Source organism: Microbacterium phoenicis (genome assembly GCF_047302325.1).
GTDB lineage: Bacteria > Actinomycetota > Actinomycetes > Actinomycetales > Microbacteriaceae > Microbacterium.
Window position 1 is genome coordinate 342,936 of record NZ_CP154849.1, and the last position, 25,456, is coordinate 368,391.

General features: G+C 71.5%; 20 protein-coding genes. 6 read left to right on the plus strand and 14 right to left on the minus strand.

What is annotated here, in order from left to right; translation table 11 throughout:
- Window positions 1–21: 21 nt before the first annotated feature.
- The 3 genes from ABCU91_RS01670 to ABCU91_RS01680 are packed head-to-tail and all read right to left on the minus strand — an operon-like array spanning window position 22 to window position 4,070.
- Window positions 22–1,251, minus strand: a complete 1,230-nt coding sequence (locus tag ABCU91_RS01670) for a type II secretion system F family protein (protein ID WP_413354534.1) — start codon at window positions 1,249–1,251, stop codon at window positions 22–24.
- A 1-nt stretch (window position 1,252) separates the two neighbouring features.
- A complete protein-coding gene (locus ABCU91_RS01675) occupies window positions 1,253–2,422 on the minus strand; it encodes a type IV pilus twitching motility protein PilT (RefSeq protein ID WP_231916485.1) in 1,170 nt (389 codons plus the stop codon).
- Window positions 2,409–4,070 (minus strand): GspE/PulE family protein, encoded by a 1,662-nt coding sequence (locus ABCU91_RS01680; RefSeq protein WP_406923221.1) that lies wholly within the window; start codon window positions 4,068–4,070, stop codon window positions 2,409–2,411. The genes ABCU91_RS01675 and ABCU91_RS01680 overlap by 14 nt, the downstream gene beginning before the upstream one ends.
- 227 nt (window positions 4,071–4,297) lie before the next feature.
- Here ABCU91_RS01680 and ABCU91_RS01685 point away from each other — a divergent pair, with 227 nt between their 5' ends.
- Window positions 4,298–5,068 (plus strand): response regulator transcription factor, encoded by a 771-nt coding sequence (locus ABCU91_RS01685; RefSeq protein WP_307463352.1) that lies wholly within the window; start codon window positions 4,298–4,300, stop codon window positions 5,066–5,068.
- Between the two features lie 7 nt (window positions 5,069–5,075).
- Here ABCU91_RS01685 and ABCU91_RS01690 read toward each other — a convergent pair whose 3' ends face one another.
- From ABCU91_RS01690 to ABCU91_RS01700, 3 genes are all read right to left on the minus strand, one after another.
- Window positions 5,076–6,818, minus strand: a complete 1,743-nt coding sequence (locus tag ABCU91_RS01690) for a dipeptide ABC transporter ATP-binding protein (RefSeq protein WP_413354536.1) — start codon at window positions 6,816–6,818, stop codon at window positions 5,076–5,078.
- Entirely contained in the window at window positions 6,815–8,161 is a 1,347-nt protein-coding gene (locus tag ABCU91_RS01695) for an enolase C-terminal domain-like protein (protein ID WP_413354537.1), read from the minus strand. The genes ABCU91_RS01690 and ABCU91_RS01695 overlap by 4 nt, the downstream gene beginning before the upstream one ends.
- A gap of 82 nt (window positions 8,162–8,243) precedes the next feature.
- Window positions 8,244–9,185 (minus strand): LysR family transcriptional regulator, encoded by a 942-nt coding sequence (locus ABCU91_RS01700; RefSeq protein ID WP_091357378.1) that lies wholly within the window; start codon window positions 9,183–9,185, stop codon window positions 8,244–8,246.
- Window positions 9,186–9,305: 120 nt separating this feature from the next.
- Between ABCU91_RS01700 and ABCU91_RS01705 the strand changes: the two genes are divergently transcribed.
- The 3 genes from ABCU91_RS01705 to ABCU91_RS01715 are packed head-to-tail and all read left to right on the plus strand — an operon-like array spanning window position 9,306 to window position 12,485.
- Entirely contained in the window at window positions 9,306–10,238 is a 933-nt protein-coding gene (locus ABCU91_RS01705) for a 5-dehydro-4-deoxyglucarate dehydratase (protein ID WP_413354538.1), read from the plus strand.
- 8 nt (window positions 10,239–10,246) lie between these two features.
- Window positions 10,247–11,524 carry a glucarate dehydratase family protein gene (locus tag ABCU91_RS01710; RefSeq protein WP_413354540.1) on the plus strand — a complete coding sequence of 426 codons (1,278 nt, stop codon included), beginning with the start codon at window positions 10,247–10,249 and terminating at the stop codon, window positions 11,522–11,524.
- A gap of 7 nt (window positions 11,525–11,531) precedes the next feature.
- A complete protein-coding gene (locus ABCU91_RS01715; protein ID WP_413354541.1) occupies window positions 11,532–12,485 on the plus strand; it encodes an NAD(P)-dependent oxidoreductase in 954 nt (317 codons plus the stop codon).
- A gap of 5 nt (window positions 12,486–12,490) precedes the next feature.
- On the opposite strand, the gene ABCU91_RS01720 is transcribed toward ABCU91_RS01715, so the two are convergent.
- From ABCU91_RS01720 to ABCU91_RS01735, 4 genes are read right to left on the minus strand one after another with little or no spacing between them, the layout of a single operon-like run.
- Complete coding sequence (locus tag ABCU91_RS01720; RefSeq protein ID WP_413354542.1) at window positions 12,491–13,222, minus strand: sulfite exporter TauE/SafE family protein; 732 nt, start codon at window positions 13,220–13,222, stop codon at window positions 12,491–12,493.
- 10 nt (window positions 13,223–13,232) lie between these two features.
- Complete coding sequence (locus ABCU91_RS01725; protein WP_413354544.1) at window positions 13,233–14,201, minus strand: ABC transporter permease; 969 nt, start codon at window positions 14,199–14,201, stop codon at window positions 13,233–13,235.
- Window positions 14,194–15,171: an ABC transporter permease gene (locus tag ABCU91_RS01730; protein ID WP_091357397.1), complete on the minus strand. Its 978-nt coding sequence runs from the start codon at window positions 15,169–15,171 to the stop codon at window positions 14,194–14,196. Before ABCU91_RS01730 ends, ABCU91_RS01725 begins: the two co-directional genes overlap by 8 nt.
- Before the next feature lie 41 nt (window positions 15,172–15,212).
- Window positions 15,213–16,772 carry an ABC transporter substrate-binding protein gene (locus ABCU91_RS01735; RefSeq protein WP_413354546.1) on the minus strand — a complete coding sequence of 520 codons (1,560 nt, stop codon included), beginning with the start codon at window positions 16,770–16,772 and terminating at the stop codon, window positions 15,213–15,215.
- 284 nt (window positions 16,773–17,056) lie between these two features.
- Here ABCU91_RS01735 and ABCU91_RS01740 point away from each other — a divergent pair, with 284 nt between their 5' ends.
- On the plus strand, window positions 17,057–18,061 hold the full coding sequence (locus ABCU91_RS01740; RefSeq protein WP_413354547.1) for a 2-hydroxyacid dehydrogenase: 1,005 nt from the start codon (window positions 17,057–17,059) through the stop codon (window positions 18,059–18,061).
- Between the two features lie 84 nt (window positions 18,062–18,145).
- On the opposite strand, the gene ABCU91_RS01745 is transcribed toward ABCU91_RS01740, so the two are convergent.
- The gene (locus tag ABCU91_RS01745) at window positions 18,146–19,723 is read right to left on the minus strand and encodes an aldehyde dehydrogenase (NADP(+)) (RefSeq protein ID WP_413354548.1); all 1,578 of its coding nucleotides are present in this window, start codon (window positions 19,721–19,723) and stop codon (window positions 18,146–18,148) included.
- A 172-nt stretch (window positions 19,724–19,895) separates the two neighbouring features.
- On the opposite strand from ABCU91_RS01745, the gene ABCU91_RS01750 reads away from it, so the two are divergent.
- Window positions 19,896–21,302: an MFS transporter gene (locus ABCU91_RS01750; RefSeq protein ID WP_413354549.1), complete on the plus strand. Its 1,407-nt coding sequence runs from the start codon at window positions 19,896–19,898 to the stop codon at window positions 21,300–21,302.
- Window positions 21,303–21,399: 97 nt separating this feature from the next.
- Here the strand turns inward: ABCU91_RS01750 and ABCU91_RS01755 are convergent, their stop codons facing one another.
- Genes ABCU91_RS01755 through ABCU91_RS01765 form a run of 3 tightly spaced genes read right to left on the minus strand, consistent with a single transcriptional unit; the run spans window position 21,400 to window position 25,422 of the window.
- A complete protein-coding gene (locus tag ABCU91_RS01755) occupies window positions 21,400–22,035 on the minus strand; it encodes an NADPH-dependent F420 reductase (protein ID WP_413354550.1) in 636 nt (211 codons plus the stop codon).
- A 58-nt stretch (window positions 22,036–22,093) separates the two neighbouring features.
- On the minus strand, window positions 22,094–24,439 hold the full coding sequence (locus ABCU91_RS01760) for a glycosyl hydrolase family 95 catalytic domain-containing protein (RefSeq protein WP_413354551.1): 2,346 nt from the start codon (window positions 24,437–24,439) through the stop codon (window positions 22,094–22,096).
- Window positions 24,436–25,422, minus strand: a complete 987-nt coding sequence (locus ABCU91_RS01765; protein WP_413354552.1) for an aldo/keto reductase — start codon at window positions 25,420–25,422, stop codon at window positions 24,436–24,438. Before ABCU91_RS01765 ends, ABCU91_RS01760 begins: the two co-directional genes overlap by 4 nt.
- Window positions 25,423–25,456 lie beyond the last annotated feature (34 nt).

Genomic DNA, 25,456 nt, shown 5'->3' on the forward strand with positions numbered 1-25,456 from the left:
CCGGGGCTTTTCGCGTGGGTCTCAGCTGCCGAGCTGCTCGTACATCGTGAACATCGGCATGTAGAGGGCGACCACCATGCCGCCGATGAGGACACCCAGCAGGGTGATCATGATCGGCTCGATCATGCTGGTCAGCTGCTCGGAGGCAGCTTTGACCTCGGTTTCGTAGAAGTCCGCGATCGACTCGAGCATGTCGGGCAGCGTGCCCGACTCCTCACCGACCGACACCATCTGCGACACCATGGCCGGGAACACCTCGGCCTTCGCGAGGGGCGTCGAGAACGACCTGCCGTGGCGCACCGACTCGCGCACCTCGCCGAGGGCGTCCTCGATGGCTTTGTTGTTGGATGCCTTGCCGACGAGCTCGAGCGCCTGCAGGAGGGGCACGCCCGCCTTGAGCATCATCGAGAGGTTGCGCGCGAAGCGGGCGACGGCGATCTTCGTGATGAAGGCGCCGAAGATCGGCATCTTCAGCCGGAACGGGTCGACGGCGCCGCGGAAGCGGTCGGTGTCCTTCACGCGCTGGTACCAGACCACCCCGCCCACGACGGCGACGACGAGCAGCGGCCCGATCCAGATCATGTTGCGCGACAGGGTCACGAGGATCTGCGTCGGGATGGGCAGCTCCCCGCCCATGCTGGCGAACATCTTCTCGAAGATCGGCACGACGAAGGTGATCATCGCGAGGACGCCCAGGATGGCGATGACGAGCACGACGATCGGGTACGTCATCGCGGACTTGATCTTCTGCTGCAGGTCGACGTCGGAGCGGTACGACTTCGCGACCGCGACGAGCGACTCGCCGAGGAAACCACCGGTCTCGCCGACGTTCACGAGGCTCACCATGAGCGGCGGGAACACCTTGGGCTGCGCCGCCATGGCGGCGGAGAACGACTTGCCGGCGGCGATGTCGGTCTGCACCGCGACGAGGGCGGACGCCAGCTTCTTGCTCTCGGTCTGCTCGGAGATGACGGCGAGCGCGCGCATCAGCGGCAGGCCGGCGTTGATCAGCCCGGAGAGCTGCTTCGCGAAGATGGCGAGGTCTTCGACCTTGACGCCCTTCTCGAACCCGGGAATCGAGATCTCCTGGTGCAGGCCGGTCGTCGACATCGGCGCGACCTGCAGGGGCGCGAGGCCCTGCGCGCGCAGCTTCGAGACGACGGCGCTCTCGCTGGCCGCCTCGACGGTGCCCTTGACGACGGGGCCGCCGGTCGCGCCGACGGCTCGGTAGGTGTACTCCTGAAGAGGCATATCAGCGCGTCCACGCATCCATCGGGTCGGCCCACGCGTCGGCGTGCACGCCGGCCGGCTGCACACGCACGCCGTCGAGGGCCTTCGGGTCGGTCAGGTAGTGCTTGGCGAGGGCGAGGTTCAGTTCACCGCGCTCGACCAGCAGCCGCAGCGACTGGTCGAGCGTGTGCATGCCGTGCCCCGCCCCGGCCTGCATCGCGTTGTAGAGCTGCGCGATCTGGTTCTCGCGGATGAGGTTCGCGACGGCGGGCGTCGAGACGAGCACCTCGGTCGCGATCACCCGGCCGCCCCCGTGAGCGCGGGGCAGCAGCGTCTGGCTGACGACGCCCTGCAGCGCGTCGCCGAGCTGTGTGCGGACCTGGTTCTGCTGGTGCGCGGGGAAGGCGTCGACGATGCGGTTGATGCTCTTGGCCGCACCCTGCGTGTGGAGGGTGGAGAGGACGAGGTGACCGGTCTCGGCGGCCGTGAGCGCGGTCGAGATCGATTCGGGGTCGCGGAGCTCGCCGATGAGGATGACGTCGGGGTCCTGACGCAGCACGCGGCGCAGCGCCTCGGCGAACGAGCTCGTGTCGGCGCCGACCTCTCGCTGATGGATGAGCGACTGCCGGGAGGTGTGGACGAACTCGATCGGGTCCTCGACCGTGACGACGTGATCCTGCTTGGTCCGGTTGATGAGATCGATCATCGCGGTGAGGGTCGTCGACTTCCCGGAGCCCGTCGGGCCGGTGACGAGCACGAGACCGCGCGGGCGCAGGGCGAGTTCGCCGGCCACCTCGGGCGCGCCGAGCTCGGCGAGCGTGAAGGCGCGGCTCGCGATGAGTCGGAAGGCCGCGGCGACCTGGCCGAGCTGGCGGAACACGTTGACGCGGAACCGGCCGACGCCGGCGACCGTGTACGAGAGGTCGACGTCGCCGGTCGCATGGAAGGACTCCCGGTGCGACGGGGTCATGATCGACACGAGCGCGTCGAGCAGCGTCGGTCCCGGGATCGGCGCCTCAAAGCCCGTGACCGGGATGAGGTGTCCGTCGTGACGGTGGAGGGTCACGGCATCCGCCGAGAAGTGGATGTCGGAGGACCCCATCCCCGCGGCGGTTCCGAGGATGCCGTCGAGCAGAGCGGTCGCGCCGGCGTCGGACGACACCGCCCGGGCTCGCAGTTCAGACCGTGACACGCAGGACCTCCTCGATCGTCGTCGCCCCCAGCACGACCTTCGACCAGCCGTCCTCGCGAAGGCTCGTCATCCCGTCGCGGAGCGCCGCCGCGCGGACGTCGCTGCCGGTCGCATGCGAGACCACGAGCTGTTCGATCTCGTCGGACATCGCCATCACCTCGTGCAGGCCGACACGGCCGCGGTAGCCCGTGCCGGAGCACTCGGGGCATCCGCCCTTGCGGAACAGCTCGGGCGGATCGCTCGGATCGAACGGGAAGCCGAGGCGCTCGAGGACGGCGGGGTCCTCGCGGTACGGCTGGCGGCACGCCGTGCACAGGCGCCGAGCGAGGCGCTGGGCGACGACCGCCGACAGGGCTGTCGCCACGAGGAAGGGCTCGGCGCCGATCTCGGTGAGACGCGCGACGGCGCCGGGGGCGTCGTTGGTGTGCAGCGTCGAGAGCACGAGGTGACCGGTGAGGGCCGCCTCGATCGAGATGATCGCCGTCTCGGTGTCGCGGATCTCGCCGACGAGCACGATGTCGGGGTCGGAACGGAGGATGCTGCGCAGCGCCGATTGGAAGGTGAGGCCCGCCTTCGCGTTGACCTGCACCTGATTGATCCCGGGGATCCGATACTCGACCGGGTCCTCGACGGTGATGACGTTGACGGCGGGGTTCGCGACCTCGCGGAGCGCCGTGTAGAGCGTCGTCGACTTGCCGGAGCCGGTGGGGCCGGTCACGAGCACCAGTCCGTGCGGGCGGGTGATGGCCGAGCGGAACCGCCCCAGGTTCCCCCGCCCCATCTGCAGGTCGCGCAACGACAGGCTCACGCCGGTGTTGTCGAGGATGCGCATGACGATCTTCTCGCCCCACACGGTGGGCAGCGTCGCCACGCGCAGGTCGATCTTGCGACCGACGTGGGTCACCGAGAGCCGGCCGTCCTGGGGCTTGCGGCGCTCGGCGATGTCGATCGAGGCCATGATCTTCAGGCGCGAGACGACACCGTCCTGGATCGCGCGGTCGGCGCGCTGCATCTCGTGCAGCACCCCGTCGATGCGGTAGCGGACGGCGAGGTGGGTCTCGCCGGGTTCGACGTGGATGTCGCTCGCACGGTCGTCGATCGCCTGCGTGATGAGGAGGTTGACGAAGCGGACGATGGGCGCGTCGCTGTCGGACTGGTCGAGCTCCTCGACCGAGACCTCCGCCGCGGCGGACTCCTCGAGGGCGGCCGACAGGTCGGAGATCTCGTCGTCCGAGCGGACGTAGCGCTGGAAAGCGCTCTCGAGCGCATCCAGGGCGACGACGACAGGCGAGATGTGCAGGTCGGTGATCGTCGCGACATCGTCGAGGGCGATGATGTCGGACGGGTCCGCCATCGCGAGGACGAGCCGGTCGCCGGTGCGCTCGACCGGCAGCACGCGGTGCTTGCGGCACATGCCGCCGGGCAGCAGCGCGACGACCGCCGCGTCGAGCTGGCGTCCCGAGAGGTCCATGTAGCGGTGCCCCGTGTGGAGGGCCACGGCCTCTGCCAACTGATTGGGCGTGACGACGCCCCGCGCCAGCAGCTGCTGCATCAGCTCGTCCGTCTCGCCGTACTCGTCGACGAGCGTCGCGACCTCGCCGGCGAGCACGGCCCCGGTCAACACCAGTGTCTGTGCGATCCCCCGCATCCTGCACCCCCTGTATCGGCGGCCGGACTCAGGTCGGGGCGCGCACGTGCCCACCCAGTCCGAGCGCGCCTCGCCAGAGTAGACAGCAGGGCTGCAGCGACACACGGCGCCGACCGCAACTGAGGCAAAGCTGAGGTAGCGCTGGGGCGCGCTGAGTTGCGCCGGAAGATTAATGCATTTTAATGAAAGCGGGGGAAGCGACAGTCGTGGACCCCATCGGACTACACATGACTCTTCTCGAACACCCCGCTCCCGCGCGAACCCTGGGACCGGTCACACGCGTGGCCGTCCTCGTCGAGGACGCCGGCACGGCTCGCGACCGCCTCTCCACCACGCTGCAGCAGCACGGCTTCCAGGTGCATTCGTTCTCCGACGGCTTCGCCGCCGTCGAGGCCGTCGACCGCCTGCAGCCCGACCTCGTCACCGTCGACACCACCCTTGCGGGGATCGACGGGTTCGAAGTGGTGCGCCGCATCCGCTCGTTCCACGCCGGATCGGTCGTCATCCTCTCGGACATGACCGAGGAGACGGCCGCCGTCGAGGCGTTCCGCAGTGGCGCGGACGACTACATCCTGCGCCCGTGGCGCCCCTTCGAGCTGCGCGCCCGGCTCGATGCGATCCTGCGTCGTACGCTCGGCGCCGCCGACGCCCTGCCGCCGACCGAGTCGGACTGGCTCGTCGTCGACGGACTGCGGCTGCACCCGGCATCCCGTCGGGCGGAGCTCGCCGACCGCCGCATCGACCTCACTCGGTCGGAATTCGATCTGCTGCTGGCCCTCGTCCGGAACCCCGACGTCGTCCTCGAGAAGTCCTGGATCGTCCTGCTGCTGCGTCGCCAGAACGGCGGGAACGGCGATCACGTGAACGCGCACGACCTGCACGCCATCGAGGTGCACGTCATGAATCTACGGCGCAAGCTCGGCGGCACGGCCCGGCGATGCCGCTGGATCGAGACGGTCCGCGGGATCGGCTACCGCTTCGCGCCGGCGAAGCTCTGACGCGGTCTCAGACCGACGCGCCCTTCCGGCGCACATGCCGACCTTGCCCTGGGATCGCGGCGATGAGCGCCTGCGTGTAGGGATCGGTCGGCGCCGTCAGGATCTGCGCCGCCGTACCCGCCTCGACGAGGCGTCCGTGGCGCATGACGGCCACCCGGTCGGCGATCTCGGCGACGACGCCCAGGTCGTGCGTGATGAAGAGGTAGCTGAGCGAGCGCTCGGCCTGCAGGGTGATGAGCAGATCGAGGATCTGCGCCTGCACCGACACATCGAGCGCCGAGACCGCCTCGTCGAGCACGAGGAACTCCGGATCGAGCGCGAGAGCACGCGCGATCGCGACGCGCTGTCGCTGTCCGCCCGACAGCTCGTCGGGGTAGCGCGCGAGCACGCCCTGCGGCAGCGCGGTCTGCTCGACGAGCTCCCGCACCTTGCGGAGCCGAGCCGTGCCGTCGATCGAACCGAGCGAGTGCAGCGGCTCGGAGATGAGCTGTTCGATCGTCAGCCGCGGGTTCAGCGAGTCGTACGGGCTCTGATAGACGAGCTGGAACTTGCGCCGGAGCTGCCGCAGCGGTGCCGGCGCGAGCTCGGTGATGTCGGCGCCGTCGAACTCGATCGAGCCCGAGCTCGGCTCCTCGAGCCGCAGCACGAGGCGCGCGAGCGTCGACTTGCCGCTGCCGGACTCCCCCACGACGGCGAGCGTCTCGCCGCGACGGATGTCGAGTGAGATGTCGTCGACGGCGGTGACCTCGCGCGCGCCGTCGCGACGCGACGAGGCCGGCAGCGGGAAGGTCTTCACGAGGTGCGACAGCCGGACGATGCAGTCGCTGTCGTCGAGGCCGCGCCGGGTCGTCGCCTCGGCACGGCGCACGTGCGAGGAGATGTCGGGGGATGCCGCGATCAGCTGGCGCGTGTACTCGGCGGTCGGCGACGAGATCACCTGCGCGGCGGGCCCGGCATCCACCACCGCGCCGTCCTTCATCACGATGATGCGGTCGGCCCTGTCGGCGGCGACCCCTAGGTCGTGCGTGATGAGCAGGACCGAGGTGCCGAACTCGTCGGCGAGGTGGTCGAGGTGGTCGAGCACCTGCTTCTGCACGGTGACGTCGAGGGCGCTCGTGGGCTCGTCGGCGATGATCAGCTCGGGCCGTGCGGCGAGCGCGGTCGCGATGAGGGCGCGCTGGCGCATCCCTCCGGAGAATTGGTACGGGTACTGCTTCGCGCGCTCGGCCGGGTGGGTGATCCCCGCCATCTCGAGCAGCTCGACCGCCCGGGCGTTCGCCTCGGCGCGCGTCGCCAGTTTGTGGATGCGGAGCGGCTCGGCGACCTGCGGCCCGACACGACGCACCGGGTTGAGCGAGAGCGACGGGTCCTGCGGCACGAGGCCGATGCGCTTGCCCCGGACCTTCCGCCACTGCGCCTCGGGCTTCGCCGTCAGGTCGTCGCCGCCGAGGCTCACGCTCCCCGACGTCACGCGCGCGTTGGGCGGGAGGAGGTTGATGATGGCGTGCGCGATGGTGCTCTTGCCCGACCCGGACTCGCCGACGACGGCGACGACCTCGCCCGCGCCGATCGTCAGGTCGATGTGGTGGACGGCTTCGACCTCGCGGTCGCCCATGCGGTAGGCCACGGTGAGGTCGCGGACCTCGAGGAGGACGGCCCGCTCGGTACGGGAGGGAACGGATGCCTCGGCGCGCGGCGCGGCGGTGGTGGTCGACACGGGGGACTCCTCTGCGGACGACGGCGTGCTCATGCGGTGCGCTCCAGCTGGGCTCGCTGCAGGGCGGGGCGCTTGGGGTGGAACTCCCAGTCGGGCACGAGGTAGCGCATGGCGTGCGCGTCATCCCGGCCGGCGAGCCCTTCGCGCAGGTACAGCTCGTGTGCGGCGGCGACCTGCGCGTCGTCGAGCTCGACCCCGAGCCCGGGCGCGGACGAGACGGCGATCCGCCCGTTCCGGATGATCGGCGGCTGCACGGTGAGGCGCTGGCCGTCCTGCCAGATCCAGTGGGTGTCGACGGCGGTCGGCGTGCCCGGGGCCGCGGCGGCGACGTGCGTGAACATCGCGAGGCTCACGTCGAAGTGGTTGTTGGAGTGCGACCCCCACTGGAGGCCGAAGTCGTCGCACAGCTGGGCGACGCGGACCGAACCGGCCATCGTCCAGAAGTGCGGGTCGGCGAGCGGGATGTCGACGGCCTGCGTGCGGACCGCGTGGGCCATCTCGCGCCAGTCGGTCGCGATCATGTTCGTCGCGGTCCGCATGCCGGTCGCCCGACGGAACTCGGCCATCGTCTCGCGGCCGGAGTAGCGACCCTCGGGCCCCACGGGATCCTCGGCGTAGGCCAGCACGTCGCGCAGGCGCCCACCCAGCCGGATCGCCTCGGCGAGGGGCCAGCTGCCGTTCGGGTCGAGCGTGACCCGCGCACCGGGGAACGTCTCGGCGAGCGCCGTGACGACGTCGGCTTCGGTCTCGGGCAGCAGGACGCCGCCCTTCAGCTTGAAGTCCCTGAACCCGTAGCGCTCCTGCGCGGCACGGGCGAGCCCGACGACGGCGTCCGCGTCGAGGGCCGTCCGGCGCCGCACGTCCTCCCACGACCCGGCGGCGCCCTCCGACTGCAGGTAGGGCAGGTCCGTGGCATCCGCGTCGCCGATGAAGAAGAGGTAGCCGAGCACGTCGACCTCGTCGCGCTGGCGCCCGTCGCCCAGGAGGGCGCTCACCGGCAGGCCGAGCTGTTTGCCGTGCAGGTCGAGCAGCGCGCTCTCCCAGGCGGTCACGGCGTGCACGGCGATGCGCTGATCGAAGGTCTGGTCGCCTCGCCCCGCGGCATCGAGGTGGGCGAGGGATGCCGTGAGCGATCGCAGCGTCTCGCGGTACGCCGCGACGGGCGTGCCGACCAGCAGCGCGCCCGAGGCTTCGAGCGCGGCGCGGATGGGCTCGCCGCCGGGCACCTCGCCGATGCCGACGCGACCGTCGATGTCCGTCAGGCGCACGAGGTTGCGCGTGAAGTAGGGGGCGTGCGCACCGCTCAGGTTCAGCAGCATGCTGTCGTGACCCGCCACGGGGATCACGTCGTAGGAGACCACAACGGGGGTGCTCATCCGATCCTCGCCTTCGACGTCGGTAGTGGCCCCACCCTATGCACAGCCGACCGGTGCCATCAAAGGCCGTTAGGGCATCGACTCATGCGCCGACGGCATCGATCCCCGACTCCGCGGCGTGCTGCTCCAGCGTCGCATCCAGGACGCGCAGGGCCTCGGGAAGCAGCGGATTGGTCGACTCGGTCGCCCACGCGACGTCGAGCCGCACCCGGTTGACGTCGTCGGAGCGGTCGTCCGGCGAGAGCCGCCGGAAGGTCACGCCCGCGATGGGGAGCCCCTGCGCCGACTCCGGGACGAGCGTGAACCCGAGGCCCGCGCTCACGAGCGCCAGCAACGCCGGCACCTGACCGGCGTACTGCACGATGCGGGGGTGCACGCCGGCCCGGACGAACATCGACAGCAGCAGGTCGTGGAAGTAGCGCGCGCCGCCCGGCGAGTACATGAGCAGCGGCTGGTCGCTCGTGTCGGAGAGGAAGATCGGGTCGGCGAGCTCCGCCAGTCGGGAGTCGGACGGCACGGCCAGCACGAGCTTCTCGTCGAGGACGGACCGCGACGAGACCCCCGGGCGCTCGACGATCGGCCGCAGCAGGCCGACGTCCACGGTGCCCTTCTCCAGCTCCTCCATCTGATCGGCCGTCACGAGCTCGCGCAGCAGCAGCGTCGCGCCGGGCAGCTCGCGCGCCGCGCGCCGCAGGAACGCGGGCAGCACGCTCTGCCCCGCCATCGCCGTGTACGAGACGGTGAGCGTGCCGGACGCCCCGTGCCCGACCGAGCGGACATCGGCGGTGGCCTTGGCGGCGAGGTCGATGATGCGTCGGGCGCTCGGCAGCAGGGTGCGGCCGGCCTCCGTCAGCTGCACGCGCCGGCTCGTCCGCTCGAAGAGGCGGGTGTCGAGTTCGCGCTCGAGTTGCTGGATCTGCCGGCTGAGCGGCGGTTGGGTCATCCGCAGCCGGGCGGCGGCCTGGCCGAAATGCAGCTCCTCCGCGACGGCGACGAAGCACTCCAGTTGGACGAGCGACAGCATCCATACCCTCCCGATATCAATCGGTGCAAATTATGGTTTGCGACTGTATCCATCGCAACCCTAGCGTCGAGCGTGATCGGCCTTTCGCATCGGAGCGGGCCGAGGATCTAGGGAGTTGCCGTGCTGGACCGAATCCTCTTCTTCCCCGTGACCCCGTTCACCCGGGAGGACACCGTGGACCGCGTCGCCCTCGGCGACCACATCGCCCAGGGCCTCGAGCACCGGCCTGGCGGCATCTTCGCGGCGTGCGGCACGGGCGAGTTCCACGCGCTCGGGCAGACCGACTACGCCACGGTCGTCGAGACGAGCGCCGCCGTGATCGGCGGGCGCACCCCGCTGTTCGTCGGCGCCGGCGGTCCGCTGCCGGCGGCGATCGAGCAGGTGCAGGTCGCCGAGCGTGCGGGTGCCACCGGCATCCTGCTGCTGCCGCCGTACCTCACGGTGGGTCCCGACGCGGGGCTCGTCGAGTACGTCCGGCGCGTGGCGTCGGCGACGAGCCTGCCGATCATCGCCTACCACCGCGGCACCGCGCGCTTCACCGAGGCGACGACCCTCGAGATCGCCCGCATCCCGAACGTCATCGGACTGAAGGACGGCGTCGGCGAGATCGACGTCATCACCCGCATCATCCGCGCCGTCCGCGACAGCGACGTGCCCGGTGCCGCCGACTTCCAGTTCTTCAACGGCCTCCCCACGGCCGAGATCGCGCAGGTGGCCTACCGGGCGATCGGCGTGCCGCTGTACTCGTCGGCATCCTTCGCCTTCGCGCCCGACATCGCACTGGCGTACTTCGCCGCCGTCGAGAACGAGGACACCGCGACGATCGCAGCGCTCGACGCCGCGTTCTTCCACCCCCTGGTCCGACTCCGGAACGTCGTCCCGGGGTACGCGGTCTCGCTGATCAAGGCCGGTGTCACGCGGTTCACCGGAGTGGATGCCGGCCACGTCCGACCTCCCCTGGTCGACGCCCTGCCGGAGCACGCCGACCACCTCGAGCAACTCGTCTCGGACGCGCGCCGCGTGCTGGCGGACTCGTTCGTCGCCGCGCGCTGAGGCCCATCGTGCGCCGCGCCGAGCACGCCATCCGCGACGTCCGGGTCGTCCCGGTCGCCTTCGCCGACCTCCCCCTGCTGAACACCGTCGGGGTCCACGAGCCGTACGCGCTGCGCGCGATCGTGCAGATCCGCACCGAGAGCGGCCTCACCGGACTCGGGGAGACCTACGGCGACGAGGGGCACCTCCGTCGCCTCGAAGCCGCGGCGTCACTGCTGATCGGATGCGACGTCTTCGCGACGAACGAGCTGCGCGCCCGGGTGCGCGCGTCGCTGCGCTCCGACACGGGCACCGGCGGCCACGGGATGTCGGGCATGGTCACCGGCAGCAGCACCGCCGACCGCGTGCTGTCGGCGTTCGACGTCGCGGCGCTTGACGTCCGAGGCAAGGCGCTCGGTCTGCCGGTGAGCGATCTGCTCGGCGGCGCCGTCCGCGCGACGGTGCCGTTCAGCGGCTACCTCTTCTACAAGTGGGAGGGCCACCCCGGCTCGCCCGCAGATGCCTGGGGACCGGCGCTCGACCCCGAGGGGATCGTCGCGCAGGCGCGGCGGATCGTCGACGAGTACGGCTTCGGCGCGCTCAAGCTCAAGGCGGGCGTGTTCGACCCGGACGACGAGATCGCGGCCGTGCTGGCCCTTCGCGACGCGTTCCCCGAGCACCCGCTGCGCATCGACCCGAACGGCGCGTGGAGCGTCGAGACCTCGGTGCGGGTCGCCGACGCGCTCACCGGCGTCATCGAGTACCTCGAGGACCCGACCCCCGGCATCGACGGCATGGCCGCGGTGCGGGCGCGCACCGGCATCCCGCTCGCCACGAACATGTGCGTCGTGAGCTTCGCCGACGTCGCACCCGCGATCCGCGCCGGCGCGATCGACGTCGTGCTCTCGGACCACCACTTCTGGGGCGGGCTCGAACGGTCGCGCCTGCTCGCCGGCATCGCCGAGACGGTGGGCTGGGGGCTGTCGATGCACTCGAACTCGCACCTCGGCATCAGCCTCGCCGCGATGGTGCACCTGGCGGGGGCGACCGAGGTCCTCGACTACGCGTGCGACACCCACTGGCCGTGGAAGCGCGCGGACGAGGACGTCATCGTCCCGGGCGCGCTGTCGTTCTCGGGCGGTGCCGTGGCGGTGCCGACGGGTCCGGGCCTCGGGGTGGAACTCGACGAGGACGCCCTGCAGCGCCTGCACCGCCAGTACCTCGACTCCGGCATCCGCGAGCGGGACGACACCGGCTACATGCAGCGGCACGTCCCCGACTACACGCTCGCCAGCCCGCGGTGGTGACCCGGTCGTGAAGGTCGTCGTCACCGATCCCGTCATCAGCGGCTTCGCCGACGTCCTCGGCGACGTCGTGCTGCTGCCCGCAGCGACCGACGACGAGATCGCCGACGCGCTCACCGACGCCGACGCGGTCGTGTGCTCGCGGCTGACGCCGGCGATGACGAGGGATGCCGGGCGCCTCCGCCTCGTCCACGTGACGGGCGCGGGCGTCGACCGCCTCGAACCGGGCTCGGTGCCGGGCGGTGCCGCCGTATGCAACACCGGCCACCACGGTGAGGCGATCGCCGAGCACGTGCTCATGACGACGCTCATGCTCCGTCGCCGTGCCCGGCAGGCCGACGCCGAGATGCGGGCCGGCGCGTGGCGCACGGTCATGAACACGGACGACGTGCCGTTCCACCGCGCCCTCACCGGGGGCACCATCGGCATCGCCGGCGCCGGCGAGATCGGCGGCGCCGTCGCGCGGCTCGCCCAGGCGTTCGGGATGCGCATCGCATTCCTCCGCCGGCATGTGACCGGAGCGCTCCCCGACGGCCTCACGGATGCGACGGTGTACGGCGAGGACGAGCGCGACGCGTTCTTCGCGGCATCCGATGTGCTCGTCGTGACCATCCCGCTCAGCGACGCCACCCGCGGCGCGATCGGGGCGCACGAGCTGGCGCTCCTGCCGCCGGGTGCGATCGTCGTCAACGTGGCGCGCGGGCCGGTCATCGACCTCGACGCGCTCTGCGAGGCGCTGGCGGGCGACCGGCTCGCCGGCGCCGCGATCGACGTCTGGTGGGGAGCGCCGACCGGCGCCGAGGCACCGGCATCCGTCGCCCGCCTGGCCGCGTTCGAGCACACCGTCCTCACCCCGCACCACTCGGGGCACGCGCGCGAGGTCTTCGCCGCACGCGCCGCCGACATCGCCCGCAACCTCGAGCTGCTCGCCGCCGGCGCACCCCTCGAGCGCCGCGTGCGCTGAGCCGCTCAGCCGGCGAGCAGCGCCGCCGTCTGCGTGCCGATCAGCAGCACCGCGCCGAGGAGTGAGGCGCCGAGCGCGACGAGACGGACGCGCCGCTTGTCGAGGTGGCGGACGGCGAAGCGCGACGCGACGATGCCGAGCGCCGCAGGGAGCATTAACAGGCCCGTGATCTGGAGCGTGTGCAGGGAGATCTGACCGAGCACCGCGAGCGCGATGGTCGAGACCACCGACCCGACGAGGAAGAACGCCGACATCGTGCCGCGCAGGCGCGGTCCGTCAGACCCCTGCCAGACGAGCGCCATCGGCGCACCGCCGATCGAGGTCGCGGTGCCCATGACCCCCGAGAGGCCTCCGGCGACGACCTGCGTGGTCCGGGTGACTCGCGGCATCCACCCCCGCAGCGACGCGACGACGCCGACGAGGACGGTCGCGGCGACGAGCCAGCCGATGGCCTGGGCCGACACGACGGCGACGAGGACCGCACCGAGGATGCTGCCGGGCACCCGTCCGACGAGCGCCCACCCCGCGCCCCGGACGTCGAGCGCGGCCCGCTCGACCACCGCGATGACCGCCGACACCATGATCGCGAGCATGATGACGACCGCGGGCAGGAGCGACGCGTCGACGATCGCGATGAAGGGGGCGGCGACCATGCCGAGCCCGAACCCGATCGCGGCCTGCAGGCACGAGGCGACGAAGACGATGAGCGCGAGGAAGAGGAGCGCCTCGACGCTCATCGGACGGTCCTCAACGCGTGGCGCGCGGCGTCACCCGGCCGATGAACCGGCGGCGCCCCTTCGAAGCGAGCCGCCAGCGCTGCCCGGGGTCGGTCGCCAGGCGCAGCCACGCGGCCACCACGTTCGCCGCCACGGTCGTGATGACGATCGCGAGGCCCGGCAGAACCGACAGCCACCACGCCTGCGAGAGGTACTCGCGTCCCTGCGCGACCATGAGGCCCCAGCTGACGTCCGGCGGCTGGATGCCGATGCCGAGGAAGCTGAGCGACGATTCGGCGAGCATGACGTAGCAGAACTCGAGCGTGGCGAGGGTGACGAGGGTCGGCAGGACGTTCGGGACGATGTGCCGGCGGATGACGGCGTTCGGACGCGTGCCGAAGTTGCGCGCCGCGTCGACGAACATGCGCGAGCGCAGCTCGGCCGCCTCGGCGCGTGCGGTGCGGAGGTAGACCGGGATGCGGGTGACCGCCAGGACCAGGACGATGTTCGCCGCGCTCGGGTTGAAGATGTACAGCACGACGACGGCGAGCAGCAGCGACGGGAAGCTCATGATCACGTCGGCGATGCGCATCGAGACCGCCTCGCGCCAGCCGCGGTGGAAGCCGGCCCAGATGCCCCAGGCCGAACCGACGAGGGCCGCCACCAGCACCGCAGGCACCGCGACGCCGAGCGTCGTGCCGGCCGCGACCATCATGCGCGCGATCATGCTGCGGCCGAGGCTGTCGCTGCCGAGGATGTACTGCCAGCCTTCAGCGACACTGAAGGGGGGCAGGTTGCGGGCGCCGAGATCCTGCGCGCGGGCGAGGTCGCCGAGCAGGGGCGGCGCGACGATCGCGGTCAGGCCGACGATGATGAGGATGACGGCGGCCGCCGTGGCGACCGGGTCGTTCAGCAGCATCCGGAACAGGCTCGCCCGCCGGCCCGTCTGAGCGCGGTCCTCGAGCGCGAGGATGTTCTGCGTGGCCGGGAGTTCAGACATGGGCCGGCTCCTTCGTCGACTCGGTGGTGGGCTTCGACGTGCGGCGCCGCTTGGCCGCGGGGCGGACCCGCGGATCGAGCAGCGCGTAGCAGACGTCGATCAGGATGTTGAGGGCGAAGATCGCGATCGCGGTGAGCAGGACGGCGGCCTGCAACACGGGGAAGTCGCGCATGAGGATCGAGTCGATCATCAGCTTGCCGATGCCGGGCCACCCGAAGATCGACTCGATCACGACCGCGCCGTTGATGAATCCGACCGTGAGATCGCCCGCGACCGTGAGCGCCGGAGCCGCAGCGTTCCGCAGCGCGTGACGCGAGACGATGTAGAACTCGCCCGCTCCCTTGCTGCGGGCGACCTTCACGTACGGCTGGCCGAGGGCGGTGACCATCGAGCCGCGCACGACCTGGGTCAGCACGCCGACGGGGCGCATCATGAGCACCGCGACCGGCAGGATCCAGGCCGCGGCGCCCGCGGTGCCGGACGTCGGCAGGACGCCCAGCCAGATGGCGAAGATCCAGATGCCCATGATCGCGAGCCAGAAGTCCGGCACGCTGGCCGCGGTCATGGAGGTGAAGCTGGCCACCCGGTCGGCGGCGCCGTTCGGCTTCAGCGCGGCCCAGCATCCGACCACTGCCGCGATGATCACCGCGAGCAGCATCGTGGCGGCGGCCAGCTGCAGCGTGGCCGGGAAGGCCCGCAGCACCATGTCGGCAGCGGGCTCCCCCGTGCGCATCGAGACGCCGAAGTCGAACCGGACGACGCCGGCCAGGTAGTCGCCCAGCTGCGCCCAGACGGGCTTGTCGAGCCCGTACCGCTCGCTGAAGTCGGCCCTCATCTCCTCCGTCGCGTTCAGCGGTAGGTAGAGGCTGGCGGGGTCGCCGGTCAGGCGCGCCAGGAGGAAGACTCCCAGCACCACCGCGACCAGGGGCAGTGCGCTCTGCAGGATGCGTCCGCGCAGGTAGCTCCACATGGCTGATTCCTCCCGAATTCGGCGAGCGGTACGACTCGGCGTCAGCCGGCCAGGGTGACCTGCGAGATCCGCAGCTCGTCGCCCGAGGCCGAGTTCGGCTCGTACGACACGCGGTCGGAGATGCCGAGCATGCCGGTCTGGTGGGCGATGAAGGAGAACTGCACGATCTCCTCGTTCTGGTACTCGAAGATGTCGGCGTACGCCTGCTGGCGCTCGTCGCCCGACAGCTGCGAGGCAGCGTCGAGGATCGCGTCGAACTCGTCCGTGCCGAAGGTGCTCTGCGCGCCCGTGGAGGACATGTACTGCTCGACGGTGAACTGGGCGTCACCGGCCTGGTTGCCGTGCTGGACCAGCAGGGCGATCGGGCCCTCGTTGGTCACGAACGGACGCAGCTGGTACTGCAGGTGCTGCGTCGTGTCGACCATCCGCAGCTCGACCTTCAAGCCCGCCGCGGCCATCTGCTCGCGCAGGACCTCTGCCATCTCGCCGACCTTCGGGAACTGCGCGTTGCGGGCGACGAGCGTGATCGGGGTGTCGACCGCGACGCCGTCGGCGGCGGCCTCCTGGACCAGCTCGGCGGCGCGCTCGGGGTCGTACTCCCACGGCTCGAGGTCGGGGTTGTGGCCCACGACGCCCTCGGGGATCAGCTGCGCGGCCACGACGTCGCCGTCGGGGTAGAGCGACGAGACGATGCCCTCACGGTCGACCGCGTAGTTGATGGCCTGACGGATACGGATGTCGTCGAGCGGCGCGATGTCGCCGGTGAAGCGGAGCGCCACGGTCTCGTTGTTCGGGTACGCCACGCCGAGGTCGCCGATGCCGTCGTCGACGCTCAGGCCGGTCGCGATGTCGGCCTCGTCGCTCGTGATCATCGCCGCGCGCACGGTGCCCTCGTCACGCCACTGGTACTCGACGGAGGCGAACTCCGGAGCGTCGCCCCAGTAGTCGTCGTACCGCTCGAGCGTGAGGCGGGTCCCGGCATCCCACTGCGCGACGGCGTAGGGGCCGGTGCCGATCGGCTCGCGGACCTTCGCCGACGTGTCGGTCGAGGTCGGCACGATCTCGATGAACGAGAGCTTCAGCGGGAGGATCGGGTCGGGGCTCGGAGTCGTGATCACGAGGGTCGTGTCGTCGACGGCCTCGACGCCCAGGTCGTCGTCGCCGAAGACGTAGCCCTCGACGTTGCAGCCGAGGTCGGAGTTCACGGCGCGGTCGATCGAGAACGCGGCGGCCTCGGCGTTGAAGGGCGAGCCGTCCTGGAAGGTGACGCCCTCCTGCAGGGTGAAGGTCCACTCGGTGTCGCCGGTCTGCTCCCACGCGGTCGCCAGCAGCGGGTCGAGTTCACCGGTCGTGGGGTCGCGCTCGACGAGCGGCTCGGTGATGTTGCTGCGCACCACCACGCCGGTCGAGGTCAGGTTCGCCTCGCAGGGCTCGAGCGTCGGCGGCTCCTGCGAGAGCACGACGCGCAGGGCGTCGCTGTCGGCACCGGTCGACGTTCCCTCGGAGTTCGCGACGGCGCATCCGGTGAACAAGACCGCGGCGGCGGCGCCGGCGGCGACTCCCGCGAATCGGCGGGTTCGGGGTGAAGAAGAAGAAGACATCGTTGTTCCTCCAGAATCGAGTCTCCTGCGGCATCGCGGGTCCGGAGCCGGTGGAGCGCTCTCGGGTCGGAGACGGTTTCAGAATGTGGAAGACCGCCGAGTCAGGTCAATACGCCGGGACCCGCGGGATTCCGCGCGATTCCGCGGGGCGGCCCTCTCGGGCGACGCTGCGCCGCCGTCTGCCGCAGGATCACGCGGATCGCGGGCTTGCATGTCGTAAGCGGATCGATCCATGCCTTTTCGATCTTGGACGCGCATCGTTGCGCGAACCTAGCATCGGCCGCATGACGACGCCCCCCGCATCCCGTCCCACCCCCGGTGAGATCGTCCAGGTCGGCCCGCTGCTGCCCGACCTGGCGGCGACCCTCCGCGAGGACTTCGCCGCCGCGCTCCTGCCGGCGGATCGCACGGACCCCGGCTTCGCCGCCGTCGCCGAGGCCGCCCGGGTCGTCGTCACGAGCGGACGCACCGGCGTCGACGCCGACCTCGTCGAGCGGATGCCGCGCCTCGAGGCCGTGGTGAACTTCGGCGTCGGCTACGACACGACCGATGTGGACGCGGCATCCCGTCGCGGCATCGTCGTCTCGCACACGCCGGACGTCCTCACCGACTGCGTCGCCGACACCGCCCTGGGGCTCCTGCTGGACGTCTTCCGCGGCTTCTCAGCCGCCGACCGGTTCGTCCGCGCGGGGCGGTGGGAGGCATCCGCCTTCCCCCTCACGCGGCGCTTCTCGGGCTCGCGCCTCGGCATCCTGGGGCTCGGCCGCATCGGCCGCGCGATCGCCGTGCGGGCCGACGCCTTCGGCGTGCAGGTCTCGTACTCAGGCAGGCGGCCCGTCGAGGGCGTGCCGTACCGGTTCGTTCCGGACCCCGTGACCCTCGCCCGGGAGAGCGACGCGCTCGTCGTGGCCGTCGCCGGCGGGGCGGGCACCGTCGGACTGGTGGATGCCGCGGTCATCGACGCGCTCGGGCCGGAGGGCTACCTCGTCAACATCGCCCGCGGGTCGGTCGTCGACGAGGACGCCCTCGTGGCCGCGCTGGAGGCGGACCGCCTCGGCGGCGCCGGGCTCGACGTCTTCGTCGACGAGCCGCACGTGCCGAGCGCCCTGCTCGGTCGCGACGACGTCGTGCTGCTCCCCCACCTCGGCAGCGGCACCGTCGACACCCGCGCCGACATGGCCGCGCTCGTGCTCGACAACCTGCGCGCCTACCTCGCGGACGGCCGGCTCGTCACGCCGGTGCCCGAGACCGGCCGCGCTCGCCCAGTAGCGCGGCCGGGGCGGCGCTAACTCCTCAGATCTTCAGCTCACGAGCGCGCTGCACCTCGACCGATGGGCGGCGCGCACCGAATCTGAGGAGTTGCGGCGCCGGCGTCAGGGCAGCACGATCCCGCCGTCGACGCGCTGCGGGACGCCCCACGGGTTGTCGTCGCGGACGACCTCGGGCAGCAGCCCGGCGGGCACGTTCTGGTACGCCACCGGCCGCAGGAAGCGTTCGATCGCGGCGGCCCCCACCGACGTGCTGCGCGAGTCCGAGGTTGCCGGGAACGGTCCGCCGTGAACCATCGTCCACGTCACCTCGACCCCTGTCGGCCAGCCGTTGAACAGGATGCGTCCCACGCGCCGCTCGAGCACCGGTAGCAGGCCGCGAGCCACCTCGTGGTCGGCCTCCGCGGCGAACACGGTGGCGGTCAGCTGTCCCTCGAGGCCGTCGACGAGGCCGTGCAGCTGCTCGGCCGAGTCGTACCGCAGCACCAAGCCCGCGGCGCCGAAGACCTCGTCGGCCAGCGCGTCGCCGAACGATGCGGCATCCGCCTCGAACACGATCGGCGCGGGCGCGTGAGGGCCCTCGCCGGGCGCACCCTCGCCGACGATCGCCGTGTCGGCGGCTCGGCGCGCGTCGACGCCCTCGCGGAAGGCGGAGTGGATGCCGGGGGTCAGCATGGTCTGCCCCGTGCGGCCGCGGACGAGCTCGGCGACGCGGCCCAGCAGCTCGTCTCCCGCCGCGGAGCGGGGCACGACGAGGATGCCCGGGTTCGTGCAGAACTGCCCCGAGCCGAGCGTCAGCGAGTCGACGTACCCGGCCGCGATGGCCCCGCCGTCGGCCTCGACGGCCGCGGGCAGCACGACGACGGGGTTGATGCTGCTCATCTCGGCGTAGACCGGGATCGGCACGGGGCGCTGCTGCGCGGTGCGGACGAGCGCCAGCCCGCCCGCGCGGGAGCCGGTGAAGCCGACGGCGGCGATCCGCGGGTCGGCGACCAGGCGCTGGCCGATGTCCCGGCCCGAGCCGAAGACCTGCGAGAACACGCCACCGGGCAGTCCCGACGCCTCGACGGCTTCGGCGATCGCGTCGCCGACGAGCGATGCGACGCCGGGATGCCCCTGGTGGGCCTTCACGATGACGGGGCAACCGGCGGCGAGCGCCGACGCGGTGTCGCCGCCGGCGGTCGAGAACGCGAGGGGGAAGTTGCTGGCGCCGAAGACGGCGACCGGGCCCAGGGGCACGAGGCGGCGGCGGAGGTCCGGCCGCGGCGCGGGCGCACGGTCGGGCAGCGCGCGGTCGATGCGCGCACCCGCCCAGCTGCCCTCGCGGAGGACGGCGGCGAACAGGCGCAGCTGCCCCGTCGTGCGGCCCCGCTCGTTCTCGAGGCGAGCCGCGGGCAGGCCGGTCTCGACGACGCCGCGCTCGGTGATCTCGGCGCCGCGCGCCTCGATCGCGTCCGCGATCCGCTCGAGGAAGGCGGCGCGCGTCTCGTGGTCGGTCGCGCGGTAGGCGTCGAACGCGTCGGCGGCTGCGGATGCGGCGCGCTCGAACTCCTCGGGGCTCGTCGCCCGGTAGGCGGGTTCCAGCGGCGAGCCGTCGAAGGCGGCGACGGCCGAGATCTCCTCACCTGAGCCGGCGACCGGCGCCCCCGCGATGATCGAGTGGATGGAGAGTGTGCGCTCCATGATGCTCCGTTTCCCGGGCGCGACGTCGCCCCGATTCCAGCGTAGGAGCGGCCCCGACGCCCGCCGTGGCCGATGTTGCATCGTCCGATGCGGATGCGGCATCCGCCCGGCTCTCCGGAGCCGCACCCGCGGCGTCACCGCGAGGACCCCGCCGCGGGGTAGGGTGCGGCTCATGACGCGCACCACCGGCGGGACGCCCGAGATCCCCGCCACCGCCGACAGCGGCGCCCTCCCCGTGATGTTCCAAGACCTCGAGGAGCGACCGGTCGCCCGCAGGAACGTCGTGTCCTGGGCGATGTGGGATTGGGCGACGCAGCCGTTCAACTCGGTCATCCTGACCTTCGTCTTCGTGTCGTTGTACCTCGTGTCCGACACGTTCCTTCCCGAGAACGTCGCCCGCCTCGCCGACGACGACCCGATCAAGGAGTCCGCGCTCGCGGAGCTGTCGAGCGGATACGGCCTCGTCTCGACGATCGCCGGACTCGCGATCCTGCTGCTCGCGCCGATCCTCGGACAGGTCGCCGACCGCAAGGGCCGCAAGAAGCGGTGGCTGCTCATCGCGACGGCGCTGCTCGCCCTTCTGCAGTTCAGCCTCTTCTTCGTCTTCGCCGACCCGACCTACTTCTGGTTCGGCGCGATCATCGTCTCGCTCGGCGCCGTGGCCTCCGAGATCGCCGGCGTCAACTACAACGCGCTGCTCGTCAGCGTCTCGACGCCCCGCACGGTCGGCAAGGTCTCGGGACTCGGCTGGGGACTCGGCTACATCGGCGGAATCCTCGCCCTCGTCGCCGTCGTCGTCCTCAACGCCGTCGAGTGGTTCGGTCTCGACACGTCCGACGGCCTCGCGTACCGGCTCATCGCCGCGGGCTGCGCCGTGTGGACGATCGTCTTCGCGATCCCGCTCTTCCGGAACGTCCCCGAACCGCCTGCTCCCCCGGGAGAGCCGCCGCTCGGGTTCACCGCCTGGTTCCGCGCGTTCTTCCGCTCGATCCGCGACCTGTTCCGCTCGCACCGCCCGACGGCATGGTTCCTGCTCGCGAGCGCCGTCTACCGCGACGGCCTCGGCGGCGTCTTCGCCTTCGGCGGTGTGCTCGCCGCCGTCGCGTTCGGGTTCTCGCCGAACGAGGTCATCCTCTTCGGCATCGCCGCGAACCTCGTGGCCGGCATCTCGACGGTGCTCGCCGGCCGCCTCGATGACCGCTTCGGCGCCCGCGCGATCATCCTCACGTCGCTCGTGGGTCTCGTCGCGTCGGCCCTGGGGGTGTTCCTCCTGCACGACGCGGGCAAGCTGCCGTTCTGGATCCTCGGTCTCGCGCTCTGCGCCTTCGTCGGTCCCGCGCAGGCCTCGACGCGCTCGCTCCTGGCTCGCGTGACCCCCCAGCACATGCAGGGCGAGGTGTTCGGCCTCTACGCGACGACCGGACGCGTCGTCAGCTTCCTGGCGCCGGGCATGTGGACGCTGTTCATCACGGTCTTCGGTGCGACCTATTGGGGCATCCTCGGCATCGCGATCGTGCTCGTGGTGGGCTTCGTCCTCATGCTCTTCGTGAAGCTGCCGCGGCCGGCGCACCTGCGCTGACCGCGGCAGCTCCCGCGACGCCGTCGAGCCGACGCAATCGGCATCCATCCGGAGAAGATGAGCGCAGATCGCGTCGGCTCGACGCGGATGCCGGGGCTCAGCGCTCGGCGCGGGCGAGGTTCTCGCGCAGCTCGTCGGCGTTCTGGCGGATGACGTAGGCGGGCTGGTCGCGCTCGACGCGCCAGCTCTCGTCGAGGCCGCCGACGTTGACGGTGTCGAAGCCGAAGTCGTCGTAGACCTTGGTGATGAAGGTGACGGCGTCGGCCGAGTCGCTCGAGGTCGCCAGTGCGCGACGGCCGGGCGTGCCCGCGGGGGCGCCGTCGGTGGTGATGTCGGCGGCGGGGATGTGGTTGAAGCCCTTCACGACGGTCGACTGCGGCAGGCGGTCCTGCAGCATGCGCGAGGTCGTGGTCTTCTTCTCGTCGAGCTCGGCGATGTGGCCGTCACGCTCCCAGTAGTAGTTGTTCGTGTCGACGACGATCTTGCCGGCGAGCTCGTCGACGGGGAGGTCGTCGATGGCCTTCAGCGGGACGGTGACGACGACCCATTCGCCGAATGCTGCGGCGTTCTTCGCGGTCATGGCCTGAGCGTTCTCACCGAGTTCGGCGACGAGATCGCTGAGCGTCTGGGGACCGCGCGAGTTGCTGATCGCGACCTGGTGCCCCTGCGCGACGAGTCCGCGCGCGACAGCCGAACCGATGTGACCTGCTCCGATGATTCCTACGTGTGTCATACGTCGGGGAAACGCCTGCGTCACGCGCGCATTCCCGACAGGCGCTGTGCGAAGGCGATCACTCGCCGATGAGGACGCTCCACGCATCGTCGAGCGTCGCCTCGATCTCGCGGTCGCCCACCCGGAAGGTGCTCGCGCCGTGCGCCGACGCGACCCGGGCACGTGCGCGGGCGGAGGTCACGGCGCCGGCGTCGTCCCACGCGAGGTCGACCTCGACACCGGGACGCGCCACGAGACCGCGCACCGAACCCGCTCCGAGCGCCGACGGCCACGACGGCAACAGCCCGATCGCGTCGCCGTGCGAGTGGATGAGGCACTCGGCGAGGCCGGCGACGTAGCCGAGGTTGCCGTCGATCTGGAACGGCGGGTGCGCGGCGAGCAGGTTGTCGTAGAGGCCGCCGGAGTGGTCCCCGCGGGCGACCGACATGTCGCGGAACACGAGCGCGAGCAGGTCCGCGACGCGATCCGCCTGACCGAGCCGGGCGCGCAGGGCGATCTTCCACGCGAGCGACCATCCGGTCGACTCGTCCTCGCGAAGGTCGAGGAAGCGGGATGCCGCAGCCCCGAGCTCGGGCGTGAGGGGTTCCGTCCCCGGGTAGGCGAACACGAGCGGCGAGACATGACGATGGTGGGGGTCGACGGCTTCCCGGCCACCGGGCCACTCGGCGATCGCGCCGTCTTCGAGGGGGATCTCGGGCAGGCCGGCACGGGCGTCCTGCGCCCGGGCCACGAGCGGATCGTCCTCATGCCCCAGGAGGTGTGCGAGGCGCACGAACTCGTCGAGATGCGCGCGCAGCAGCACGATGTCGAGGGTGGCCGACTCGGCCACGGCGGCCGAACCGCCGTCTCGGGTGCGGAACGTGTTCTCGGGAGACGTGGACAGCGCGGTGCCCCGCTCGCCCGACTCGGTGCGTGTCATCCACGCGAGGGCGAAGGCGGTCGCGCCCCGCAGCAGACGGAACGCACGGCGCCGCTCGGACTCGTCGGCGACACCGAACGCGTCGCGCTCGGCGAGGTGCAGGCAGAGCCAGAAGCCCGCCATCGGCCAGAACGCCCAGGAGGGATCGTGCACACCGTCACCGACGGGCTGCGTGTAGCCCCAGGCATCCGTGTTGTGGTGAGCGACCCAGCCGGGAGCGTCGTACAGGCGACGCGCGGTCTCGGCGCCGCTGTCGGCGAGCGCCTCGATGAGGTCGAGGAGCGGTTCCTCGGTCTCGCTGAGGTTGGCGGTGTGGGCGCCCCAGTAGTTCATCTCGACGTTGATGTTCGTCGTGTAATTCGAGCTCCAATCGGGGCGGAGGTCCTGGTTCCAGATGCCCTGCAGCGTCGCGGGGAGCCCCCCGGGACGCGACGACGAGATCAGCAGGTAGCGGCCGTAGTGGAAGAGGAGCGCGGCGACCCCCGGGTCTCGGCCGATGTCGACGGCGCCGTCCCGGGCGAGGTCGCGCAGGCGCTCGGCGGTGTCGCGCTCGGGGCCCTGCGCGGCGCCGATCGCGAGCTCGGTCCGGTCGTACAGCGCCGCGTGGTCGGCCAGCTGCGCCGCCCGCACCTCGTCGAGCCCCGCGGCGATCGCGGCGTCGACGAGCTCGGTTGCGCGGCGGGCCGCGGCACGCTCGGTGCCGGCCGGCATCCGTCCCATCCCGGTGAAGGTCGTGGCGGTCGCGAGCACGACGGTCACTCGGGTCGCGCGCAGCACGCGGCCGCCGCGGACGGGGGTGCCGTCGGTGAGGATGCGGGCGTGCAGGGCGCCGCGCACCGAGACGGCGCCATCCTCGTAGACGACGGGCTCGTCGACCTCGTCGTGCGGGGGCGTCACGTCGGAGGGTGCCTGCACGAGCAGGGTGGTCGCGGTGTCGATCTCGACGCGGCCGAGCTCGCGCAGCTGCGTCTCGAGCTCGACGCGGACGTCGATCGGCTCGTCGCTTTCGAGCTCGTGGACGAGCACGCCGTGCGGGGCGCTGATCCACGTGCGGTGGCTCAGCCCCGCCCCGGCGCGCGTTCCGGTGGCGACGTGGGTCGCGGTCGCCAGATCGAGCTCGCGGCGGTAGTCCTCGACCTGGTCGGGGGTCGCGCCGTCGATGCGCAGGCGCAGGTCGGCGAACGGGAGGAACGACTGCGCGTGGCGGTGCTGCAGGCGGCGGACGTGACGGTCGGCATCCTCTTCACGCCCGTCGGCGACGGCAGCACGCGCCTCGGCGAGCGCCTCGCGGGCCTCGTCGGCGGTGACGACGGGGGCGGCGAGCTCGCTCGCGGGGCTCCCCGACCAGAGGGTCTCGTCGTTGAGGCGCAGGAGCGCGTCGGTCGCACCGCCGAAGCACATGGCTCCCAGCGCACCGTTGCCGAGGGGCAGGGCCTCGTTCCAGGTCTCCGCGGGTCGGCGGTACCACAGGACGTGCTCGGTCATCGTTCTCCTTCGGGCACCAGGCCCTCCTCTTCGAGACCGCGCCAGAACTCCTCGGTCGGCGGCTCGCTGATGTATCCGGCTGTCTGCGCCACGTGCGACGCCCTGCCGAGTCCCACCGTCACGTTCACCACGGCCGGATGCCGCAGCGGAAAGTGCAGGGCGGCGACGGGCAACGGCACTCCACGCGCCGCGCACGCGTCCGCAAGACGTACAGCTCGACGATAGACGGCTTCGGGCGCAGAGCCGTATTCATAGGGCGCGACAGGATCCGGATGCGGGGTCGCGAGGAGCCCCGAGTTGTAGACGCCGACGGCGATGATGTCGACCCCGTGGGCGAGCGCGGCGGGCAGGACGTCGTCGGCGGCGGGCTGCTCGAGGAGCGTGTACCGCCCCGCGACCATGGCGACGTCGACCATGCCCGTCTCGATGATGCGGGTGAGGGTGGCAGTGTCCTTCGACCCGACGCCGACGGCCGAGATGACACCCGCGTCGCGCAGCTCAACGAGGGCGGGGAGCGCACCGTCGATCGCCTCGTCGACGCGACCCTCGGGGTCGTGCAGGTGCACGATGTCGACCCGGTCCATCCCCAGCCGCTCGAGTGAGGACTCGAGCGATCGGCGCGCACCGTCGGCCGAGAAGTCCCACCGGCGCCGCGTCGTCGCCTCGACCACGAACCCCTCGTCATCGAGGCGACCGGCACCGCTCGGGTCGGGCTCGAGCAGCCGTCCGACCTTCGTCGAGAGGACGAACTCGTCGCGCGGTCGGTCGGCGAGTGCGGCGCCGAGGCGTCGCTCGCTGAGGCCGAGTCCGTAGTGGGGAGCGGTGTCGAAGACGCGGATGCCGCTGTCCCAGACGCCGTCGACGATCGCCGCGGCCTCGGCGTCGTCGATCGCCTGGAACAGGTTGCCGAGCGGTGCGGCCCCGAGGCCGAATCGGCCGGCGCGACGCAGGGACGCGGTGGGAGAGGAGGAGATGGGGGCCACGGCTGCTCCGATGTCGGGGACGGTGCCGGCGGTC